Origin of the sequence: Lacrimispora sanguinis (assembly GCF_044987295.1) — a bacterium.
GTDB classification, from domain to species: Bacteria; Bacillota; Clostridia; order Lachnospirales; family Lachnospiraceae; genus Lacrimispora; species Lacrimispora celerecrescens_B.
In genome coordinates, this window is the sequence record NZ_CP173277.1 from 3,494,708 (window position 1) to 3,514,045 (window position 19,338).

General features: G+C 39.9%; 17 protein-coding genes. 8 read left to right on the forward strand and 9 right to left on the reverse strand.

Going from position 1 to position 19,338, the window contains the following annotated elements; genetic code table 11:
* Nucleotides 1–117: 117 nt before the first annotated feature.
* From ACHZES_RS16235 to ACHZES_RS16245, 3 genes are all read right to left on the reverse strand, one after another.
* Nucleotides 118–1,743, reverse strand: coding sequence for a hypothetical protein (locus ACHZES_RS16235; RefSeq protein WP_395547104.1), 1,626 nt, complete (start codon nt 1,741–1,743; stop codon nt 118–120).
* On the reverse strand, nt 1,736–2,431 hold the full coding sequence (locus ACHZES_RS16240; RefSeq protein ID WP_395547103.1) for a hypothetical protein: 696 nt from the start codon (nt 2,429–2,431) through the stop codon (nt 1,736–1,738). Before ACHZES_RS16240 ends, ACHZES_RS16235 begins: the two co-directional genes overlap by 8 nt.
* A gap of 469 nt (nt 2,432–2,900) precedes the next feature.
* Nucleotides 2,901–3,731 (reverse strand): MerR family transcriptional regulator, encoded by an 831-nt coding sequence (locus tag ACHZES_RS16245; protein WP_395547102.1) that lies wholly within the window; start codon nt 3,729–3,731, stop codon nt 2,901–2,903.
* 200 nt (nt 3,732–3,931) lie between these two features.
* Here ACHZES_RS16245 and ACHZES_RS16250 point away from each other — a divergent pair, with 200 nt between their 5' ends.
* Together ACHZES_RS16250 and ACHZES_RS16255 are read left to right on the forward strand one after the other, a co-directional pair.
* Nucleotides 3,932–5,659, forward strand: a complete 1,728-nt coding sequence (locus ACHZES_RS16250) for an ABC transporter ATP-binding protein (RefSeq protein WP_038280337.1) — start codon at nt 3,932–3,934, stop codon at nt 5,657–5,659.
* A complete protein-coding gene (locus tag ACHZES_RS16255) occupies nt 5,656–7,410 on the forward strand; it encodes an ABC transporter ATP-binding protein (protein ID WP_038280340.1) in 1,755 nt (584 codons plus the stop codon). Before ACHZES_RS16250 ends, ACHZES_RS16255 begins: the two co-directional genes overlap by 4 nt.
* A gap of 55 nt (nt 7,411–7,465) precedes the next feature.
* Here ACHZES_RS16255 and ACHZES_RS16260 read toward each other — a convergent pair whose 3' ends face one another.
* The 6 genes from ACHZES_RS16260 to agaB form a co-directional block, all read right to left on the reverse strand.
* On the reverse strand, nt 7,466–8,119 hold the full coding sequence (locus ACHZES_RS16260) for an HAD family phosphatase (protein ID WP_038280342.1): 654 nt from the start codon (nt 8,117–8,119) through the stop codon (nt 7,466–7,468).
* 3 nt (nt 8,120–8,122) lie between these two features.
* On the reverse strand, nt 8,123–8,593 hold the full coding sequence (locus ACHZES_RS16265; protein WP_404820248.1) for a PTS system fructose subfamily transporter subunit IIA: 471 nt from the start codon (nt 8,591–8,593) through the stop codon (nt 8,123–8,125).
* 35 nt (nt 8,594–8,628) lie between these two features.
* Nucleotides 8,629–9,378: a GntR family transcriptional regulator gene (locus ACHZES_RS16270; protein WP_195841189.1), complete on the reverse strand. Its 750-nt coding sequence runs from the start codon at nt 9,376–9,378 to the stop codon at nt 8,629–8,631.
* Between the two features lie 198 nt (nt 9,379–9,576).
* Nucleotides 9,577–10,368, reverse strand: a complete 792-nt coding sequence (locus tag ACHZES_RS16275) for a PTS system mannose/fructose/sorbose family transporter subunit IID (protein WP_038280350.1) — start codon at nt 10,366–10,368, stop codon at nt 9,577–9,579.
* Nucleotides 10,355–11,140 (reverse strand): PTS sugar transporter subunit IIC, encoded by a 786-nt coding sequence (locus ACHZES_RS16280; RefSeq protein WP_038280352.1) that lies wholly within the window; start codon nt 11,138–11,140, stop codon nt 10,355–10,357. The genes ACHZES_RS16275 and ACHZES_RS16280 overlap by 14 nt, the downstream gene beginning before the upstream one ends.
* Nucleotides 11,141–11,271: 131 nt before the next feature.
* Nucleotides 11,272–11,748, reverse strand: coding sequence for a PTS galactosamine transporter subunit IIB (gene agaB, locus ACHZES_RS16285; RefSeq protein WP_038280355.1), 477 nt, complete (start codon nt 11,746–11,748; stop codon nt 11,272–11,274).
* 257 nt (nt 11,749–12,005) lie between these two features.
* Here agaB and ACHZES_RS16290 point away from each other — a divergent pair, with 257 nt between their 5' ends.
* From ACHZES_RS16290 to ACHZES_RS16315, 6 genes are all read left to right on the forward strand, one after another.
* Entirely contained in the window at nt 12,006–13,115 is a 1,110-nt protein-coding gene (locus ACHZES_RS16290) for an SIS domain-containing protein (RefSeq protein WP_395547101.1), read from the forward strand.
* 19 nt (nt 13,116–13,134) lie between these two features.
* Nucleotides 13,135–13,821, forward strand: a complete 687-nt coding sequence (gene deoC, locus ACHZES_RS16295) for a deoxyribose-phosphate aldolase (protein ID WP_395547100.1) — start codon at nt 13,135–13,137, stop codon at nt 13,819–13,821.
* Between the two features lie 204 nt (nt 13,822–14,025).
* On the forward strand, nt 14,026–16,221 hold the full coding sequence (locus ACHZES_RS16300) for a YhgE/Pip family protein (RefSeq protein ID WP_395547099.1): 2,196 nt from the start codon (nt 14,026–14,028) through the stop codon (nt 16,219–16,221).
* A 1-nt stretch (nt 16,222) separates the two neighbouring features.
* The gene (locus tag ACHZES_RS16305; RefSeq protein WP_395547098.1) at nt 16,223–17,368 is read left to right on the forward strand and encodes a hypothetical protein; all 1,146 of its coding nucleotides are present in this window, start codon (nt 16,223–16,225) and stop codon (nt 17,366–17,368) included.
* Between the two features lie 266 nt (nt 17,369–17,634).
* Nucleotides 17,635–17,955 (forward strand): thioredoxin, encoded by a 321-nt coding sequence (gene trxA / locus ACHZES_RS16310; RefSeq protein ID WP_395547097.1) that lies wholly within the window; start codon nt 17,635–17,637, stop codon nt 17,953–17,955.
* A gap of 235 nt (nt 17,956–18,190) precedes the next feature.
* Nucleotides 18,191–19,024: a MerR family transcriptional regulator gene (locus ACHZES_RS16315; RefSeq protein ID WP_038280369.1), complete on the forward strand. Its 834-nt coding sequence runs from the start codon at nt 18,191–18,193 to the stop codon at nt 19,022–19,024.
* The last annotated feature ends 314 nt before the right edge of the window (nt 19,025–19,338 follow it).

Sequence of the window (19,338 nt, forward strand, 5' to 3'; positions counted from 1 at the left end):
TTTAAGCATCCACGGCATGAGCCGTGGGTGCAAAGCGGTTTTACGTGACCTAAAATACAAAGTGCAATTGCTCATAATTAGGATTGGTGTATCCAAAGGTCTTTCTTCTTCTTATGTCTACCCAGATATATACTCTAAAACAGCACTCAGTACGAGATTGTAAATCTTTCTGGATCTAACTGGCCCAATATATTCGATAGATTCTAATTCCTTTTCCTCTTTATCAAAAATATCTTGGATTATATTAATATTATTATTTTTTAATCTCAATAATAATTTAGGAGAGATGTCTAAAATATCTATATTCTTACTTAATATAGATCTTAGTGTTTCACCACTATTTTTATCAAAATATTTGTTTGATATTAAGTTTTCCCAACCAGAAAAGACGGTTGAATTTTCACTATAATTGGGGAATTTTGCTAGTGATACTTTTTTTATTAAGATTTTACTTTTATTAGCTAAATTTGAAGAAGCACCTGCTAATAAAACAACCCCATAATTTAGTTGATATCTATCGTAAATTTTACTCCTAAACTTTGTCGCTTCTACATCAAGAGTAGCAATTCCAGAATATTCAAGTATCTTTATAGATTGTTTTATAGGTTCAGGGGCGTTTCTGGAGATAGCAAAGCAAATCGTAGCTTTTTTTTCATCTTGTTTTTCAGCTTCTTCATTTATTTTTTCAATATCTCTAGAAACCACGCTTTCAATAAAACTCCTTGACCAATTGATAAGATTTTTGTGTCCTTTATATCTTTCTTCAAGCTTAGTATGTTCTGCCCAAATAGTAGCGCGATAGAAATCCTTTATTATTTCATTTACTCTTCCGGCTTTTAATGTATTTTCTCCATCTAATATGCTATTTAAGCTTTTTAATAAAAATCGTGGATTTCCATTTGCACAATATATGATTGTATCTAAAAGTTCTCCTTTTCTTAGCATATTTTCATATTCATTAGGGTAATTATTTTTTACAATTTCCCTCATTTTTTCTATATAATCATCAGCTAATATATTTCTTTCTATTTTTTTTGTTGTCGCATCATGAAATTGTTGGAATGTACCGTACGAAACTAACCCAGGATATACTGCTGCTTTACATATTATAAGTGGTGACCTCAGGGCTCTAAATAAATTAAAAAAATCTCTTTGTTGATTTGGTGAGAATATTTGACAAGCTTCATCAAACATAAGTATGATTTTGTTGATATTATATTCTCTACATAAATCTGAAATAAATTCTCTAAAAAAGTCAACGTTATTAATTATATTAAAATCATTAATTTCTGGCTTTATGTTTGTATAATTAAGATCATCATCCTCTCCTTCTAATGCCTTAATATATGTCTCAAGCTTCTTAACTATCGGATTGAGGTTTTCATATGTAATTGGTTTGAAAATACTACCCTGAACAATAATACCATGCTCTTTAAGTTTCATTCTTAATGCTATCAATATTTTGTTTAACATTAATTTTATAAGATCAATATCATCATATATTGTACTTGTTGCAAAGCTTGCATAAACTGGAAGGATTCTTTGTGAGCGAAATGCATCATCTAATTCTTGTTCGGCTTTACGCATTAACATGGTTTTTCCTGTACCTCTACTACCAATTAGTAATAGTGGCTGATTTGACTTTAATGCGTTGATGTTTTCTCTATCAATTTTTATGTCGACAAATAATTTGTTGACTTCATCAGATGTTAAGTCTTCAGTTCTTATTAGCGCCTCACTCATCAATATTTACCCCGTATTTTCTTAATAATCCCTTCCAGTAATCTGCATAATCTTCTAGTTTTACATAATAGTTAAGCTCCTTGCCAAACCTTATAAACATCATTGTTATAATACAATCACAAACTAAATTAATTTGTTTATAACATTTTAAAAAGCTGCAATTATCATATTTAATCTCCACTTTATTTATACTTTGCATAAATTGATATTTGCCATGGACGTATTCTGAACATTCGTGATAACACTTACTTATATCTTTGTTTAATTCAGTTACAATTAGGGAATCGTCGCAAAATAATTGTAAATATCTTCCAGATAATACTCCATTTTCGGAGTTACTTAACTTAGCCCATGTCATGTCAATAAAATTATTTTTCCACAATAAAAACTCATAATTTCTATCAGTATAATAAATAAAGCTTAGAGCTAACTCCATTGCACTTCTAAGACAAATATATGAATTCCTATAAAATGCTTGTGTAAGAAATACAACACCGTTAAGCAAATCATTTTGTACCTCATTAAAAACAGCAATACAATTATTACTAATTTCTTTTTGACATATATCTAAAATTTCGAGTTTAATTAATAATTGAGATATACTATGCTCATTATCCGAGATACTATCATTAATATTACGTGTAATGATTTTTGCTATGTTATCAAATTGCACTTTAATTCCAGACATTTTATCCTCCTTAAATATTTCTTAGAATCTTTTCTTATCCTGGAAATTTAGAGTAAGCTTATTATTACATTATTAAATTATTAAATATAATTACATGCTTTCAATACCATAAAAGTTCTCATAATTATATTATAAATCTTAAGCATGAATAAAGCAACCTAGTATGCTAATTGATTATTGATGTGTAATAGTTGATGATTTAATTTTTTTAAATGGTCTTTTTAATTACCTAAGCAAGAAAGAGGAATTTTTATTTGAAGCTTTTGAACGAGCAAAAGTACTGGTTTCATTATGACTCTATAATAAACAACACGATACGGTGGCAATAATCGAACCCCAATTTTTCGCTATTAATTGATAGTGGATCCCTTTATCTTAATAAGATTTTCGATTTTTTTGTATCCTTAGTATGCAGACCAATATTATGTCAGCTAAAAGCTGAATAAATAAAATTAAATGGTCAGTCTCACTACGGTTTATCCTCGATTTCAACAAGTATTAATGTAACATAATCGTCTCTGTTTATCGTCCCTATCTCAAATATCAGATATTCCTCATAAGCATTTTTCCCAAGCTTTATCTGATGCTCCATTGCATACTGTATAATATCTGTATACATTTCATCGATATTCTGATAACTTCCCTTATAATAAACCTGAAGATACCAGCCCTCTTTTCGCACCAGAGTGTTGTTTTTTTTATCGGCATTATTCGTTTTCGTATACAGAAAGGAAAAGCTGTTGAATCTTTTTTCGCGGATATTATCAATGGTAAGTGACGCTCCCAGAAAATCAATCATACTTGCATTGCTATTATTTCGGAAAGCAATCAGTTCTGTTAAAAAATCAGGGTAAGAATTATCATTGACATTATCCATGAAGGTACTGCATAGAGCCTTCATACTTTTATGATAAGCCGGTTCAATGATATTATATTTTACGGATAAAGCATTTAATGTTAAATCCTTAAGAGATTCTATTTCACGTTTTGTATTTTTTAATTTCTTTATCTCCTTATCCACTTCATTTGATTTTTCCTCCAGTAAATTCACCAATTTTTCCGGATCTCTTTCATCCATGTACTTTTTAATTTCTTTTAATGGCATTCCCAGCATTTTTAGTGCAGAGATAATAGAAAAGGTATCAAATTGCCGGAAGGAGTAATAGCGGTATCCATTCTCTTTCACGATCTCAGGTTGAAATAGCTTGATCTGATCGTAATGAAATAAAATATGTTTTGGAATTCCACAAAACTTTGCAAATTCTCCTGTTGTTAAGTATTCATTTTTATTTTTAGACATAAAATCACCTCGGTTCTATGCTGTTTTTTTCAGATGCTATGTTTACATTCTAAGGAAATATCAAACAATAATAAAGGGTTAATTTCTTCTTGACTATGAGATAACCTTATAGTTTATAATAATCAAGCGGTCTTTTTCTGTCAAGGATTTAGGCTGAAATTATACATGTATTTGCTTAGTAAAGCGAAAGGAGTTATGTTATGAAATTAATGTTAAAATATCTAAAAAGATATCCGAAGCTAATTCTGTTAAACATCATAGGAATCTTTAGTTTCGTTGCAGTACAGCTGGGAATTCCCACGGTTATGGCGTGGATGATTGATAACGGAATAGGCAATGGTGATATAGCTTATATTAAGAAAATGGGAGGAATCATGCTGATTGTCTGCATTGTTGGAGGTGCAGGAACCATTTTATTAACCTTCGCTTCATCAAGAATTTCAACCTATATGATTCGGGATATCAGAAATGATGTTTTTGCACAATCGCAGAAATTTTCCCACACAGAATATAATAAATTTGGTGTGTCTTCCATGATTACACGAACAACGAATGATGCATTTCAGTTAATGCTGTTTTCCAATTTGTTGTTTCGAACAGCCCTTTTGGCTCCGGTCATGATTATTATCAGTGTTTTTATGACAATCAAGACCAGTATTAATCTCTCTATGGTTATCGGAGGAAGCTTTCCATTTATAGTAGCTGGTGTTATTATCATTGCCAAATTAACCAATCCCCTTTCCGAGAAGCAGCAAAGGGGTATGGATCGGCTGAATCGGATTTCAAGAGAAAACTTAACAGGGGTACGTGTAATCAGAGCCTTTCGAAAAAGTGAATATGAATCAGAACGTTTCGCAGAAACCAATGACGACTATGCCACTAATTCAAAGAAATTATTTAAAATCATGTCATTTACACAGCCGGCCTTTTTCTTCTTGCTGCACCTTGCAATGATGGCCGTGTTTTGGATATCTAGCGTAATGATTGATAAGGGAACTTTACAGGTTGGACAGTTAGTTGCTTTCTTAGAGTATCAGTTTCATGCAATGTTCTCTATCATGCTATTTTCCATGGTATTTGTAATGTATCCAAGGGCTCAGGTATCTGCAAACCGTATACAGGAACTATTAGATGAGGAGCCACTAGTAAATAATCCTTCTGAGGGCATTACAGCTGATAATAAAGGAGTTGTAGAATTTGACCATGTTACGTTCCAGTATCCGGATGGCGAGCTTCCGGTTATAAAGGATGTATCCTTTACAGCGAATAAAGGGGAGACCGTAGCATTTATCGGCAGTACGGGCAGCGGAAAGAGCACATTGATCAATTTAATTCCAAGATTTTATGATGTGACAAGCGGTTCTATTAAAATTGATGGTGTGGATACACGTGACTACGACTTAAAGGCGCTCCGTCAAAAGATTGGCTTTATCCCTCAAAAAGCTTTTTTATTTAAAGGAACCATAGAAGAAAATCTTAAGTTCGGTAAACCTGATGCAACTCCGGAAGAAATAGATCATGCAATTGAAGTTGCGCAGGCAAAAGAGTTTATTCAGAATAAGCCAAATAAATTGCAGGAATTTATAAGTGAAGGCGCAAAGAATGTATCAGGAGGCCAGAAACAGCGGATCTCGATTGCAAGAGCATTGGTTAGAAAACCGGAAGTCTATATTTTTGATGACAGTTTTTCTGCACTTGACTATAAAACAGATGCTACGTTGCGTGCTGCCCTTAAGGAAGAAACAAAAGAATCCATTGTATTCATTGTAGCGCAAAGAATTAGTACAATCATGAATTCGGACAAAATAATCGTTCTAAATGAGGGCGAAGTGGTTGGTATGGGAACCCATAAAGAATTACTAAGATCCTGCAATATATATTATGAAATTGCAGATTCACAATTAACAAAGGAGGAACTGGAGCGATGAGAAAATTATATCCATATATAAAACCATACTTGAAAATGTTTATCGTGGCAATTCTCCTTACGGTAGCATACTCCGGCTTCCTATCAGCGGCACCAATGGTGGAAGGTTTCATTACAACAAGACTAAAAGATGATGTTGTAGATATTGCGAACAAAGTTCCTGGGGCCGCTATCAGTTTTTCCTATATTATTAAAATCTTAAAACTGTTACTTGCTATTTATATCGGAAACGTACTTAGCAGCTTTGGTTCCCAGTATTTTTTGACAAATGGTATACAAAATACAATGCGAGATTTAAGAAATGATGTGCAAAGAAAGATTGCGAAGCTGCCAATCAGCTATTTTGATAAACGTTCCGTGGGAGACATTCTCAGTATCATCTCCAATGATATCGATACCATGTCAAATGCGCTGCAGCAGAGTTTATCAAGGATATTGAGTGCTTTCTTATCCATTATTTTAGCAATCGTACTCATGTTTTATATTAATCCGATTATGGGTGTTGTTGCCGTTTTACTGATACCGGGAAGTGCTCTGATTATGAAATTTATCATGAAGCGTTCTTCCGTTATGTTTAGTAATCAGCAGGCGGCACTTGGTGACTTAAATGGTTACATTCAGGAAAGATACACCGGGCTAACCGAGATTAAACTATATGGAAAGCAGGAAGATTCCATCGAACAGTTTAAGGAGATTAACAACAATCTTTGTGAAAACGGATTTAAGGCACAATTTATATCCGGGTTGATGTCGCCGTTAATTTCGTTCATTACGTATCTTGCAATTGTAGCTGTCTGTATTTTAGGCGCGACATTTGCAATTACAGGTGCCATAACGGTTGGACAGCTTCAGGCATTTATCCGATATATGTGGCAGCTCAATGAGCCGCTGGAGCAGGTATCACAATTGTCTGCTTCCATTCAATCCGCGATTGCAGCATCAGGAAGAGTATTTGAGTTTCTTTCTGAAACAGAAGAGGTCCCGGAAGCTTCTGCTCCGGTAAGAATAGAGAACTTAAAGGGGAATGTTACCTTTGAAGATGTCTCTTTTGGATATAACGAAGATAATATGCTCATTGAGCATCTGAATATCAATGTGGAAAGTGGTCAAATGGTAGCAATTGTAGGGCCGACTGGCGCCGGAAAAACCACGCTTATCAACCTGTTAATGCGTTTTTATGATGTAAATAAAGGCGCCATTAAGGTAGATGGTGTGAAAATTAAGGATATGAAACGGGATGATCTTCGTTCTATCTTTGGTATGGTATTACAGGACACCTGGTTATTTAACGGAACGATTGCCGATAATATTAAATACGGGAAAGAGGATGCAACGCAGCAAGAGATTGAACATGCAGCAAGAACAGCAAATGTAAATCATTTTATCAAAACACAGCCGGATGGCTACCATATGATATTAAATGAAGAATCCTCCAACGTATCTGTCGGTGAAAAACAGCTTTTAACAATAGCCAGAGCATTTCTTGCAGACCCGGCTATTCTAATCCTTGATGAGGCGACAAGTTCTGTTGATACAAGACTTGAGTTAATGCTTCAGACCGCTATGAAAAATATCATGAAGGGCAGAACAAGCTTTGTTATTGCACACCGCCTTTCTACTATTAGAAATGCGGATCTAATCCTTGTGATGAATAATGGAACAATTATTGAACAGGGAACCCATGATGAATTAATAGCTAAGAAAGGATTTTATGAGAAACTGTATATGAGTCAGTTCCAAAATCAAGCTTAACAATATTTTATATTATTTAAAAGCAGGCTTCCGTTACCGAGAGCCTGCTTTTGTTTTATCGATCATTCAACTCTTCCAAAACGTCTAATATCTCCCAAAGCCCGTTTATGGAATAATCCGCAAGACTGCGGTCAAAAGAAAACCTGTCATCAATGACAGCGGCGACGGTCATTCCAGCTCCATGCCCTGCCATGATCCCATAGGTGGAATCTTCCACCACCAGGCATTCCTTTGGCTTTCGCTTTAAGGTGTCAGCGGTATGGAGATAAATTTCCGGATTAGGTTTGCTTTCCTTAAATTCTTCGCCGCTTACAATGTAATCAAAGTCACCTTTCAGTCCACAGCTGGTGAGTACATCGTCAATTCCTGCTCTGCTGGTAGAAGATGCAAGTGCCACCTGATAGCCTCTGCGGTGAAGCTCCTTTAAAATATCCGGGACTTCTTTTCTTAAGATGGAGGGGTAATCCGGACGGCAATCGACCCAGAGCCCTGCATATAGCTCCTGGAACATGCGTGAATTTACATCCTCTCCAATCACATCGCTTATAATCTCCATCGTTCTTTTTGTGGTAGACCCTACCACGGCAAACAGCGCCTCTCTGTTAATCTGGGGGTACTTAATCTTCAGCTGCTCATACATATGGTCCAAATATATGATTTCGCTGTCGATCAGGACTCCATCCATGTCAAATATAACTGCTTTTATCATTGGTTAAATTCCTTCCTCAAAGTCCTCAGATATTTCTACCGGTTCATATTTGTATTTTCCGATCTGAGTTTTTCCTATTTCAATGATTTCATTTACCAGTGTGTCTGCCTCTGGTACCTGTCCCATCATACCGCGCATTGCCAGCTCTACGGTCATGCCTAAGTTTGTTCCGTAAAGGACCTTTATCCGTTCATCTCCAATGCTTAACATCACAGCATTTTTAAAAGGAGAGCCTCCCAGAATATCGCATAGAACAAAGATTTGTTCGCAATCCAGTAAGCGGTCAAAGGCGGCCTTTAAATGCTCCTTAAGCTGTTCCTCGCTATGTTCCCCCCTAAAATCCACCGGTACTATAAAATCCTGGTGGCCTGTGAGAAGCTCCACTGCACTTGAAATGCCGGTTGCAAATGTTCCATGGCCTGTAATAATGATTCCAATCATAGTATCCTCTTTTCTGCCCATGTTGTTTGGCATATTGGTATGCTTTTCGGGCGTTTCACGATCTATTTCTAATCTCTGTAAACGACAAAATCAAATCGGTGTGTATTGCCGGGATAGGTTTCAATGCTGTAGTCTATGGGACGTTCATATTGGTCATAGGCGATGCTTTCCAGCATGTGCACCGGAGAGTCTTTCTCTATGTGAAACAGGCGAGCCTGTGCCGGATCAATGATTTCGGCCCGTATGGACCGGACTGCCTTAGCCGGATAGATGCCATACACATCTCTCATGATGCGGTAAAGAGAGTCTGTTCCGTAATCATAGGCTTCGATTCCCGGAAAAAGATCCATGGGAACAAAGTTCTCAATGAAAGTGAAAGGACGTTTGTCCGCATATCGCATGCGTTCCAGATGAAGACAGTGCTGTTTGGGATCCAAACGCAGTTTTTCGTAAACCGGGGCATGGTAAGAGATGATTTCGTTCTTTTTTAAATCGGTTCCAGGCTTCATGCCGATCATGGCCAGTTCTTCACGATAACTGACAAGCTGCATCAGATAGATTCCCCGGTCTGTAATAGATCTTACAAAGCTACCGGAGCCACGCTTTCTCACCAGCATTCCCAGCTTGTTTAAATCTCCGTAGGCCTGCCGGACGACAGGACGGGATATGCCGAATTTGCGGCATAGTTCATCCTCAGTAGGCAGCTTTTGTCCCGGAATCAGGGTTCCGCTTCGGATTGCATTAATCAGGCAGCCCTTTAACTGCTCATACAATGGAACCGGACTATATTTATCAATTTGTATAAATTCAAACTTCATGTATACACCTCCATGGTGGGGAAATCCCATTTGTACAGTATATCATTGGGGAATTTTACCTGCAACGTTATTTTACCGCCTTATTGATCGTTGCAGGCCTCCCTTTAAAATGGAGCAGGGGCCATACAGGAGATGGTGAATTTTTCCATCTGTTTCTGTACAGCCCCCGGCAGAATTCTATTTGATTCCTTCCGTGAGTTACATGATTCTAAAGAAAGACAATACGATTGATACAAGGATGATAAGAATAATCAGCATCAGCGTATTAACATGTTTTTTCTTAAACAGCCAATAAAGGGTGAATACAAACCCGAGAGGCAGTATGTTCGGCATAATGGAATCGAAGATCGCCTGTATGGATACACCGCCGGGAGCTACCAGCGTTTCTGCAAAATGAAGGGATACGTAGCTTGGGATCAGCCCGCCTACTACCATCATGCCCAGGATGCCTGCCGCCTTTGTAATGGCACTGGCATTGGAACTGATTAAATCAACGGCTCCCACACCCATGTTATACCCCATTCGGCCAAACCACAGTCTTGATATGGCGCCTAAAAACCAGATCGCGATATAAAGGATGGGACCCAGCACAGAGCCGCCGCTTGCAAGGGAACAGCAGATGGCTGCTGATATTGGAAGCAGGGTAAACCAAAAAATTGCGTCTCCCAGTCCGGCCAGAGGACCGAACAGACCAGTTTTAATGCTCTTGATTAAAGCCCTGTCCTGTCCGTTTTCTTCCAGGGAAAGGATAAGACCCTGTAGAAAGGTTGCCATGTGGGGTTCGGTATTGATAAAGTCCATGTTGTTTTTCATGGCATCAGAGATTTCTTCCTTCTGATCTCCGTAAATCTTTTTTAATCCGGGAAGCAATCCGAGACAGAATCCGGGAGCCTGCATACGCTCAAAGCTGAAGCAGGACTGTTCCAATATGGAAAGCATGCTCATCTTATTGATATCTTTTTTGTCCAATTTATTTCTAGATACCGTCATCGTCAGCACCTCCTCCTACCGTTACGGCATTCTTTTTGATCGTTTCATCATTGAGATAACCGATGAAAGCAACGGCGATTCCTGCGATAGCTACCGGAAGGATATTGCCCAGCTTTAAGAATGTCATGAGTAAGAAGCCAATAAAAAGATATGCCACGTTCTGCTTCTTAAGCATAACAACCAGGAGCAGGGTAAGACCGACTGCAGGAAGCAGGCCGCCGGATATTTCGAATCCGTGGATCAGCCATTCCGGGAACATGTTTACAAATCCTGCGATCTGGTTCTGTAATGCAAAGGCTGACAGGAATGTGATCAGAGCGTAGATTCCCGCTTTAATTACTAGTCCAAGTAGAACGATCTGTGTAAATTTCTTTGTGTCTGCGTTCTCGCATGCGTGATCCAGGGGACGTAAGAAACCTGCAAAAGTAGTATTGCAGACAATTCCGACCCACTGTGCCAGCAAAGCAAAGGGCAATGAGAGTCCCAGAGCCGTTTCAGCACTCTGTCCAGTGGTGAAAGCGATGACGGTTGTCATCATGCCTGCCATCAGAGGATCAGGCGGAACGGTGCCCCCTACGGTCAGCAGTCCCAGATAAGAAAGCTCTGCAACGGCGCCCGCAGCCAGTCCTACCTGAACATCACCCAGGATTATTCCGGCGAAGAAGGCGACAACGATGGGGCGGAACCAGAAAAAGGCTTCCCAGCAGGCGTCACAGGCACAGATAAAGGCCAGTAAAGCCAGCAAAATCCCCTGGATTAAAGTAATTTGCATAAAAAACCCTCCTTTTATTGAACCGCAGGTTTCTTCCTGCGGTTTTTATCATGATTGCTTATGCCATTTTGGGCATAAAAGTATGCCCGCAGGGTATTTCATCTCATTCTTCCTAAACCTGACAAATGTTTTTACTTCACCTCAAAGTCATGCTTTTTATCTCCTGGGGCGATTTGGATATACACATCGATGCCTTTTCCCCGAATCATTCTTAAGTCCTCAAGATCCTGTTCATCCAGATATACATGAGGCTCATTGGATACTTTTTTCCCCGGAGCTACATGCATGTTGCCGATGCAGAGTTTATCGATGGGAACCCCTCCCTCAACAATGGCTCTTGCAGACTGTGGATTTCTCACTACTATAAATATTTTCTGGCTTGGCGCTGCCTTATGGATGACTTCAATTGTTTTTTGAATTGTGAAGAACCGAATCCCTACTCCGGTAGAGTCTGCGGTCATCTTCATCAGAGATTGCTGGACCGGATCATTTGCAGCTTCGTCGTCTGCGACTACGATCAGATTACATCCGATGGCTCCCACCCAGGAGCATCCCACCTGACCATGCACCAGCCGGTTGTCAATCCTTGTTAATAGAATGTTGGGCATATTTTGTCACTCCTTTTTAAATTTTGTATCCCTCTGATATTTTGTACACTTTTTCATATTTTCACTCTCTTTTATAAAAAAAGTATAAATAATGTATAAACAAATCATAGTCTCATGACGAAAGTTTGTCAATATGTAATTACAAATATTTGTATGTTTTCAATACATTATTGACTATACTTAGGGATATGATATAATTATTGCACAAAATACCTTCTGACTCATTTTTACCAAAACAAAAAAGGAGCGGTAACAAAATGAAAGAGAAAATAAAAGAAACAATGATGACGTATGTAGAAGAGTCTCCTGAGGTAATGCTTAATAATATTAAAAACCGGAAGGAGCTGACAGCTCCGCTGATCGCAGAATATGAAAAGGGAGATTACAAAACGATCTGGATCGTGGCATCCGGTTCTTCCTATAATGGTTCATACTGCGCACGACAGTTTATGAGGAAATATTTGAAGTCTGAAGTGAAGATCGTATCTCCATTCACCTTTCTCAGCAGTGAACATGACTTCACGGACTGGGATTTTGTTTTTGTTGTTTCCCAGAGCGGATACAGCACAAATTCCATTGATGCGCTGAAGATGATCCGCCAGCAGGGGCGCACCTCAATCGGAATTACAGGAAGTATTTCCAGCGACATGAAAGATTATGCGGATGTGCTGATTGATTATGGGGTTGGAGTGGAAACCGTAGGTTATGTGACAAAGGGCGTGACTTCGTTTGCCTTATTTCTGATGCTGTTTACCCTTGAAGCAGCCGTAAGAAAAGGTCTGATGAGAGAGGAAGAGGCAGAATTGGTATGCCGGGATATGGAAAAGGCAGCCCGGATCCATGAGACGGTACAAAAGGAAACTATGAAATTCTATGAGGCTCATTATAAAGAATTCACCTCAATGGTAAATGCTTATGTGTGTGCGTGCGGTGCTAATTATGGCACGGCACTGGAAGGAGCATTAAAGTTAGGTGAAACGGTAAAGATCCCTTCCGTAGCTTATGAATCTGAGGAATTCCTTCATGGGCCCAACCTTCAGATGACTCCTGGGTATACAGTATTTCTCATTGATGGAGGAAACAGCAGCAGCCGGATCCAGACCATTTTTAAAGCCTGCAGAGAGGTAACTGACAGGGCGTTTTTAATTACCAATCAGCCTGGATACACTGGGGAAGGAATTTTAAACCTTCCGGTGGAGCTTCCGGAGCTTTTAACCCCCTTATGCTTCCTGCCATTTTTTCAGATCCTTGCATATCAGGCTACGACAGCGCTAAACCGCTGGAAACAGCATCCTCTGTTAAAGAAGATGAAAGATACTGCCGCATGCAAGACGGAAAATTATGAGAATCAGGATGATGATGAATGATTCTTAAAGGAGACTAATTATGGGGAATATTCAGATCAACCAGCAGGAACTGGCTGCTTATTTTGACCACACGCAGTTAAGAGCCTGGGCTTCCCATCAGGATTTTGTAAAGCTTTGTGAGGAAAGCATGAAATATGGTTTTAAGATGGTAGCCATCAACCCGGCCCAGGTGGTACGCTGCCGGAAACTCCTGGAAGGCAGTCCCGTTCATGTGGGGGCTGCAATAGGATTTCCGCTGGGGCAGACAACCATAGAAGATAAGCTGAATGAAACAAAGACCGCCATTTCAAACGGCTCTGATGAGATCGATTACGTGATCAATATAACTGAATTAAAAGAGAAAAATTACAGCTATATAGAAAAAGAGATGGCAGAGATTACAGAAGTCTGCAGAAAAAGCAAAGTGATATCAAAGGTGATTTTTGAAAACTGCTATCTCACAGACCAGGAGAAAGAGGAATTATGCAGGATTGCTTTAAATGTGCATCCGGATTATATTAAGACATCCACAGGATTTGGTACTGGCGGGGCGACCTTTGAAGATGTGGCGCTGATGAAGCGCATGGTAGGAGATGAAATTAAGATCAAGGCGGCAGGAGGTGTGAGGACCCTGGAAACTGCTCTTCAGATGATAGAACTTGGAGTCAGCAGAATCGGTTCTACGGCAAGCGTATTAATCGTGGAAGAGCTTAAAAAACGTATTTAGGCTGAGATGCCCCTTGAGAAGTATTTTTATTCCCTGAAATGGAAAACTGTTAAATGACCGATTGTATTCCGCTCAATGGGTTATTTAGCAGTTTTTTTAACACCTTTTCATAAGATAATGGGAAACAGGCATTGCATTTGTTTCGGGAAAATATTATAATACGGAAATGCAAAATTTCATAGCTGGAATACCAAGGAGGCACACATGGTACATGTTAAAAACATATTTAAGATTTTTACCGGTGATATAAAGCGCATTGCGTTTAATCCGGTAGCCGTTATTATCGCGCTGGGACTTACATTAATACCAGCTTTATACGCCTGGTTCAACATCGCTGCAAGCTGGGACCCTTATGCCAATACAAAAGGACTTAAGGTTGCGGTTGTCAACCTGGATAAGGGGGCATCTATTGATGATATTTTTGACACGGATATTGATGATTCTTCTATTAATATTGGTGAAATGATTCTGGATGAACTTAGAAAGAATGAACAGATAGGCTGGCAGTTCGTCAATAAGGAAGTAGCGATTGATGGAGTGGAATCTGGGAAATATTATGCGGCGGTTATCGTTCCCGAGGATTTCAGCCAAAAAATATCAAGTGTCCTTACCTCTAGCATTGAGCGCCCGGTACTTGAGTATTATGTAAACGAGAAGAAAAATGCCATTGCCACAAAGATTACAGGCAAAGGGGTAGAGAGCGTACAGCAGCAAATTAATGAAACCTTTATTAATTCTACCTCAAAGGTGGCCGGGAAGGCCTTAAATAAATATTCAGACAACTGGAGTACTGACAAGGAAACGGACAGAGACGATGCCGTCAGCACTCTTACGGAAGTAAAAACAGATTTGAATCAGCTGGTGGATACCATTACCATGCTTCAGTCCACTCTCCGCACCGTCAACAGCCTAAATGGTGGAATGAAGGGAACGCTTCCGGATGTAAATAAGATGATTGAATCAGGCGGACAGACAGCTGAAAGCGCGAAAACCCTGATCGACTCCTCCAGAGGATTCTCTGATACAATGACCGGTGGCATTAAAGATACCCTGGATCATATCAATCAAGTAGAGGAGTCGGTGTATGAGTCCTTTCAGGTAATCGGAAAGCTGACGGACACCTCCGCTGACGGAGCATTGGATGCATTAAAAGCCACAGAAAATCTGGTTACAGGCAGCATCAACCAGTGCAATAGCGTAAATAAGGTTTTAGGGGCAATCAACCAGAAGCTGCCCATTCCGTTAAAAGATATAACAACTCTTCAGCAAAAGCTTTCCGATACCGTTAAGCAGCAGCAGGATCTGGTCAGGAAACTACAGTCTGCACAGCAGACTGTAAAACAGACAAAAAGGCTGCCGGATACCATGGAGAAGGATATAGGAGACACTCTTGACGGGGTTACTAACTCCATATCTGACGTTCTTAATTTTTATACCGGTAAAGTGGAGCTTCCCTTAAAGGACAGCCTGGATAAAACCTATGATGCCCTGGGTACTACCGCGGGCGCCTTAGACAGCATTGGAAGCATGGTAGGGCAGATCGATACCACCCTTGACAGCGTAACAGCCTCATCTCAGAGCCTGATCGAAGCGTTAGACAGCGCCGTCAGCCTGATGAACAGGAGTCAGAAGCGGGTGGATGATATGATTGATAATGTAAATAAGCTGGCTGATAATAAAAAGCTGAATAAGATCATGGACATCATGAAGAATGACCCGGATCAGCTCAGTGATTTTATGAAGATGCCTACGGACATGGTAACCAACAAAGTCTATCCGGTAGATAATTATGGTTCTGCCATGGCTCCGTTCTATACCATTCTGGCCATCTGGGTGGGAGGACTCATTTTGGTGGCTTTGGTAAAAACTAAGGTGGAAGCCAACAGGTCTGAAGGGCTTAAGCTGTATGAAACCTATTTTGGAAGGTATCTTACCTTCATGATGTTTGGAATCGCTCAGGCGCTGGTGGTGTCGCTGGGAGATTTGTATATGTTGAAGATTCAATGTCTTTATCCGGGTAAATTTGTGCTGGCAGCTGTGGCAGCCAGTATCATATTCACCAATATCATCTATTCCATGACGGTTTCCTTTGGGGACGTGGGTAAAGCAATTGTAGTAGTCTTCATGGTCATTCAGGTGGCAGGCTCCGGCGGCACGTTTCCGATACAGGTAACTCCCCGGTTTTTCCAGATGGTAAACCCCTTGCTTCCTTTTACCCATCTCATCAATGCAATGCGAGAGTGTGTGGGTGGTATTTACGGGAATGATTATTGGAAAGATATACGAAATGTGATGGTCTATATTCCCATATCACTGTTGGTTGGAATCGTTTTGCGGAAGAAGGTGTTAAAACTGAATGAATTTTTTGAAGAAAAACTCAGCCAAACAGGAATCATGTAAGATGAAAAAGGAAAAAAAGCCGCCGGGAATTAAGCGGCGGCTGGCCAGGACCGGCGGAGGGATATTGCTTTTAGTGATTCTTGGTGTTTGGGCATATCACGATCTTCCTATCCATTATGCGAGATTTTACCTAACCCGTTCGGCGCTGCAAACCAGGGGGCGGTTAGTGAATTTATGGGGCAAAGACAAGGAAGGAGAAGGGGCGGAGGAAGATTCCCTGAAGCTGATTGCAGATGAAGTGGAATGGAATGGTCATTCTGTGCTGATACTTCCGGGAGGATTCGGCATAAACTGGAAGGAGCAAAGGGATGATAAACATACCTTTACCCAGGGAAGCCTTGACGTATATTTCCTTGGAGCCATACGGGATGGGTTCCATTATTGGGCTGACAGCGAGAATGCCGTGATTTCCGTACCTGGGATTAAAGGAACGACCATAAGAACCAGTCAGGATACATTGAAGAAGGTTATAGGCTTTTCCATTGTCCCGGGGGGGAGAGACCATTTAAGGGATCGGCTTACAACCTTAAAAAAGGACACCATCCACATGATGAACCAGAGCCATATGGAATTTGCGGGAAGAGATAAGAATGGCGTAACCATTAAGGTATCAGTCCCTTCCGCTCTCTTTGACACCTATCTAAGTGAGATAGGAGAGCTGCTTAACGAAGGGCCTGGAAAGGATATGAAAGAATGGGGACAGATGTTAGAAGAACGGAAGACCCCGGGTGAGACTCAGGAAATACTATTTACCATTGACAAAAAGTTGAATATCACGGAGATCAATGTGGAGGGCCTGACTGATATGAGCCTTTTACTGGAATCTAATGGAGGGCTGTCAGCGGCGGGGAGTGTAATGCTTCGCGAACGGAAGTTTGATATGAGCGCAAAAGTCTATTTTGGCAATGGGCAGGAAGGGAAAAGAACATTCCAAATCCCTGAGCTGACTGTTACATATCATAATGAAAGATTTGAGCTTGGACTGGAGTTAAGCGGAGGATATGAAGGCGGTAAGATCTCTTCTGATGCTCTGGAATACGGGAAACTGTCTGATACAGGGGGAGACTACTCCAGTGACGGATTACAAAGGGTCAAGGATGAGTTTCTAAAAAGAGCCGGGGAATTAAGCCTTGACTTTTATAAGTAAATTAAAAAATCTATTGACAAAAACAACTGTAACTTTTATAATAACAGTAAAGATACTGAAACCCGTAAAGTTACAGTTATCCCAAGCAATAATCCAAAAAGCGGGGATATTTAAGTCAATTATGATAAAACTATAAAAAAGAGTACCATCGGCTGGAAGACAATGCAGAGGATGTACTGTTCATCATATATACGGCGCATTCCCGGACTCGGAGTAATGTAGAGAATTATGAATAGAAGGCGTAAGTAAAGAAGGAGGAACATATTATGGCAGTTTTAACATTAACACAGGAAAATTTTCAGACGGAAGTAGCAAATAGCAGCGACATCGTGCTGGTGGATTTTTGGGCGACCTGGTGCGGACCTTGTAAGATGTTTGCACCGGTGATAGATGAAATTGCAGAAGGAAATCTTCCAGGCATTAAGGTAGGCAAGGTGGATGTAGACCAGCAGCCAGACCTGGCAGGACAGTTTAGGGTTATGAGCATTCCTACCCTTGTACTCTTTAAAGATGGAAAAGCGGCAGTCACTTCCGTAGGAGTGAAATCCAAGAAAGAAGTTCTGGAAATGATTGAAAAATTAAGATAAATATAGCAGAGACCACGGGTCTTCCGGCTAGCCGGAATGACCCGTGGTCTTTTTTACAGTTTTTTACTGCTTCCGAATGGCATCTTTTTCGTATAAAATAGATAACATAACTAGATATTGACATTCCCCTATACAGGAAGGATTATACTAAGATAATCAGTACAAATAAACTCGTAATTGAAGAGGGAAACTATTAATGGACACATAGACAAGGCTTATGCTTATGGGGGTTTCAATGAAAGAAAAAAAATTGTACTCAATTGGGGAAGTGAGTAAGATCTGCAACATATCTACAAAAGCTTTAAGGTTTTATGATAAGATCGGGATCATATCTCCGGATATGATCTGCAAGGAAAACAGCTACCGGTATTATAACAAAGAGTCCCTTCTGACTGTTCCGGTGGTGAAATACTACAAGCAAATGGGATTTAAACTGGAAGAGATGCAGGGGTTGGTCGAAGGAAATACTTATTATTACCTGGAACAGAATTTCCGGAACAAGATTGACCAGTTATGCCTTCAGGAGCAGCAGATCCATAACAGCTATATTGCGGTTAAGGACTGGTATGAGCTGATACAGGAAGCCAAACTGGTGCTCCAGAATGATGTTCATGATGTTGCCGTAAAATATATACAGCCGGCGACCTATTGCGGCATGGAGCAGGACTTTGACTACAATTACATGGAATCTATTATAAATATAGAATGGACCAATCATCTGGAGCAAGCTGAGAATGAGATCACAGGACCGGTAATTTTAAAATTTGATTCATTTGAGGAAAAGATGGCAGGCAAATGCAGCCGCACCAGAATCATGCAGCAGGCCATTCATCCATGCAGGAACTGTTTGAACCGGCAGGTCTTTGGAGGATTTATGGCTGCGTCGGTTTATCATATCGGAAAGCATGAAACGATTGATGAAGAATATGAGAAAATACTTAAATGGGCGGCTAAAAGGGGCTATAAGTGCGGAAAAGAAAGCTTCGAACGGTATGTGGTGGATTACTGGACCACCAGAAGCCGGGAGGAGTTTGTTTCAGAGATCATTGTTCCGATATACAGAGAATAAGGGAGCATGTATGAACCGTTGGCTTCCCTGGATACAGTATTCAGAAAGATGCTGTACCAGGGGGGCCCTTTTTTGTTTTCCGGGCAGGTACTGTTTCTCCCAATATTTGGAGCATAAAAAAGTTTAAAAACCTGTTGACATTTACCCTAGGGGGAACATTTATACTAAATGCATAGAAAAACACAAAGCGACTACGTAAAATTAGTAACATTAACTGGCGTGATGTGTTTTCTAAACGTTTTCAGCTGAACGTGAAGAAAAAAGCAGAGAAACATGCTAACTTGAATTTTGTGCAGCACCAATTGGGGAAGGAA

What these genes read in the sequence shown, in the direction of transcription:
- trxA (WP_395547097.1), top strand. Translation starts at nt 17,635, where the DNA reads ATGGCAGTTTTAACATTAACACAGGAAAATTTTCAGACGGAAGTAGCA.
- ACHZES_RS16245 (WP_395547102.1), bottom strand. Translation starts at nt 3,731, where the DNA reads ATGTCTAAAAATAAAAATGAATACTTAACAACAGGAGAATTTGCAAAG.
- ACHZES_RS16280 (WP_038280352.1), bottom strand. Translation starts at nt 11,140, where the DNA reads ATGCAAATTACTTTAATCCAGGGGATTTTGCTGGCTTTACTGGCCTTT.
- ACHZES_RS16255 (WP_038280340.1), top strand. Translation starts at nt 5,656, where the DNA reads ATGAGAAAATTATATCCATATATAAAACCATACTTGAAAATGTTTATC.
- ACHZES_RS16290 (WP_395547101.1), top strand. Translation starts at nt 12,006, where the DNA reads ATGAAAGAGAAAATAAAAGAAACAATGATGACGTATGTAGAAGAGTCT.
- ACHZES_RS16260 (WP_038280342.1), bottom strand. Translation starts at nt 8,119, where the DNA reads ATGATAAAAGCAGTTATATTTGACATGGATGGAGTCCTGATCGACAGC.
- ACHZES_RS16240 (WP_395547103.1), bottom strand. Translation starts at nt 2,431, where the DNA reads ATGTCTGGAATTAAAGTGCAATTTGATAACATAGCAAAAATCATTACA.
- ACHZES_RS16300 (WP_395547099.1), top strand. Translation starts at nt 14,026, where the DNA reads ATGGTACATGTTAAAAACATATTTAAGATTTTTACCGGTGATATAAAG.
- ACHZES_RS16275 (WP_038280350.1), bottom strand. Translation starts at nt 10,368, where the DNA reads ATGACGGTATCTAGAAATAAATTGGACAAAAAAGATATCAATAAGATG.
- ACHZES_RS16270 (WP_195841189.1), bottom strand. Translation starts at nt 9,378, where the DNA reads ATGAAGTTTGAATTTATACAAATTGATAAATATAGTCCGGTTCCATTG.
- ACHZES_RS16265 (WP_404820248.1), bottom strand. Translation starts at nt 8,593, where the DNA reads ATGCCAAACAACATGGGCAGAAAAGAGGATACTATGATTGGAATCATT.
- ACHZES_RS16235 (WP_395547104.1), bottom strand. Translation starts at nt 1,743, where the DNA reads ATGAGTGAGGCGCTAATAAGAACTGAAGACTTAACATCTGATGAAGTC.
- deoC (WP_395547100.1), top strand. Translation starts at nt 13,135, where the DNA reads ATGGGGAATATTCAGATCAACCAGCAGGAACTGGCTGCTTATTTTGAC.
- ACHZES_RS16315 (WP_038280369.1), top strand. Translation starts at nt 18,191, where the DNA reads ATGAAAGAAAAAAAATTGTACTCAATTGGGGAAGTGAGTAAGATCTGC.
- ACHZES_RS16305 (WP_395547098.1), top strand. Translation starts at nt 16,223, where the DNA reads ATGAAAAAGGAAAAAAAGCCGCCGGGAATTAAGCGGCGGCTGGCCAGG.
- agaB (WP_038280355.1), bottom strand. Translation starts at nt 11,748, where the DNA reads ATGCCCAACATTCTATTAACAAGGATTGACAACCGGCTGGTGCATGGT.
- ACHZES_RS16250 (WP_038280337.1), top strand. Translation starts at nt 3,932, where the DNA reads ATGAAATTAATGTTAAAATATCTAAAAAGATATCCGAAGCTAATTCTG.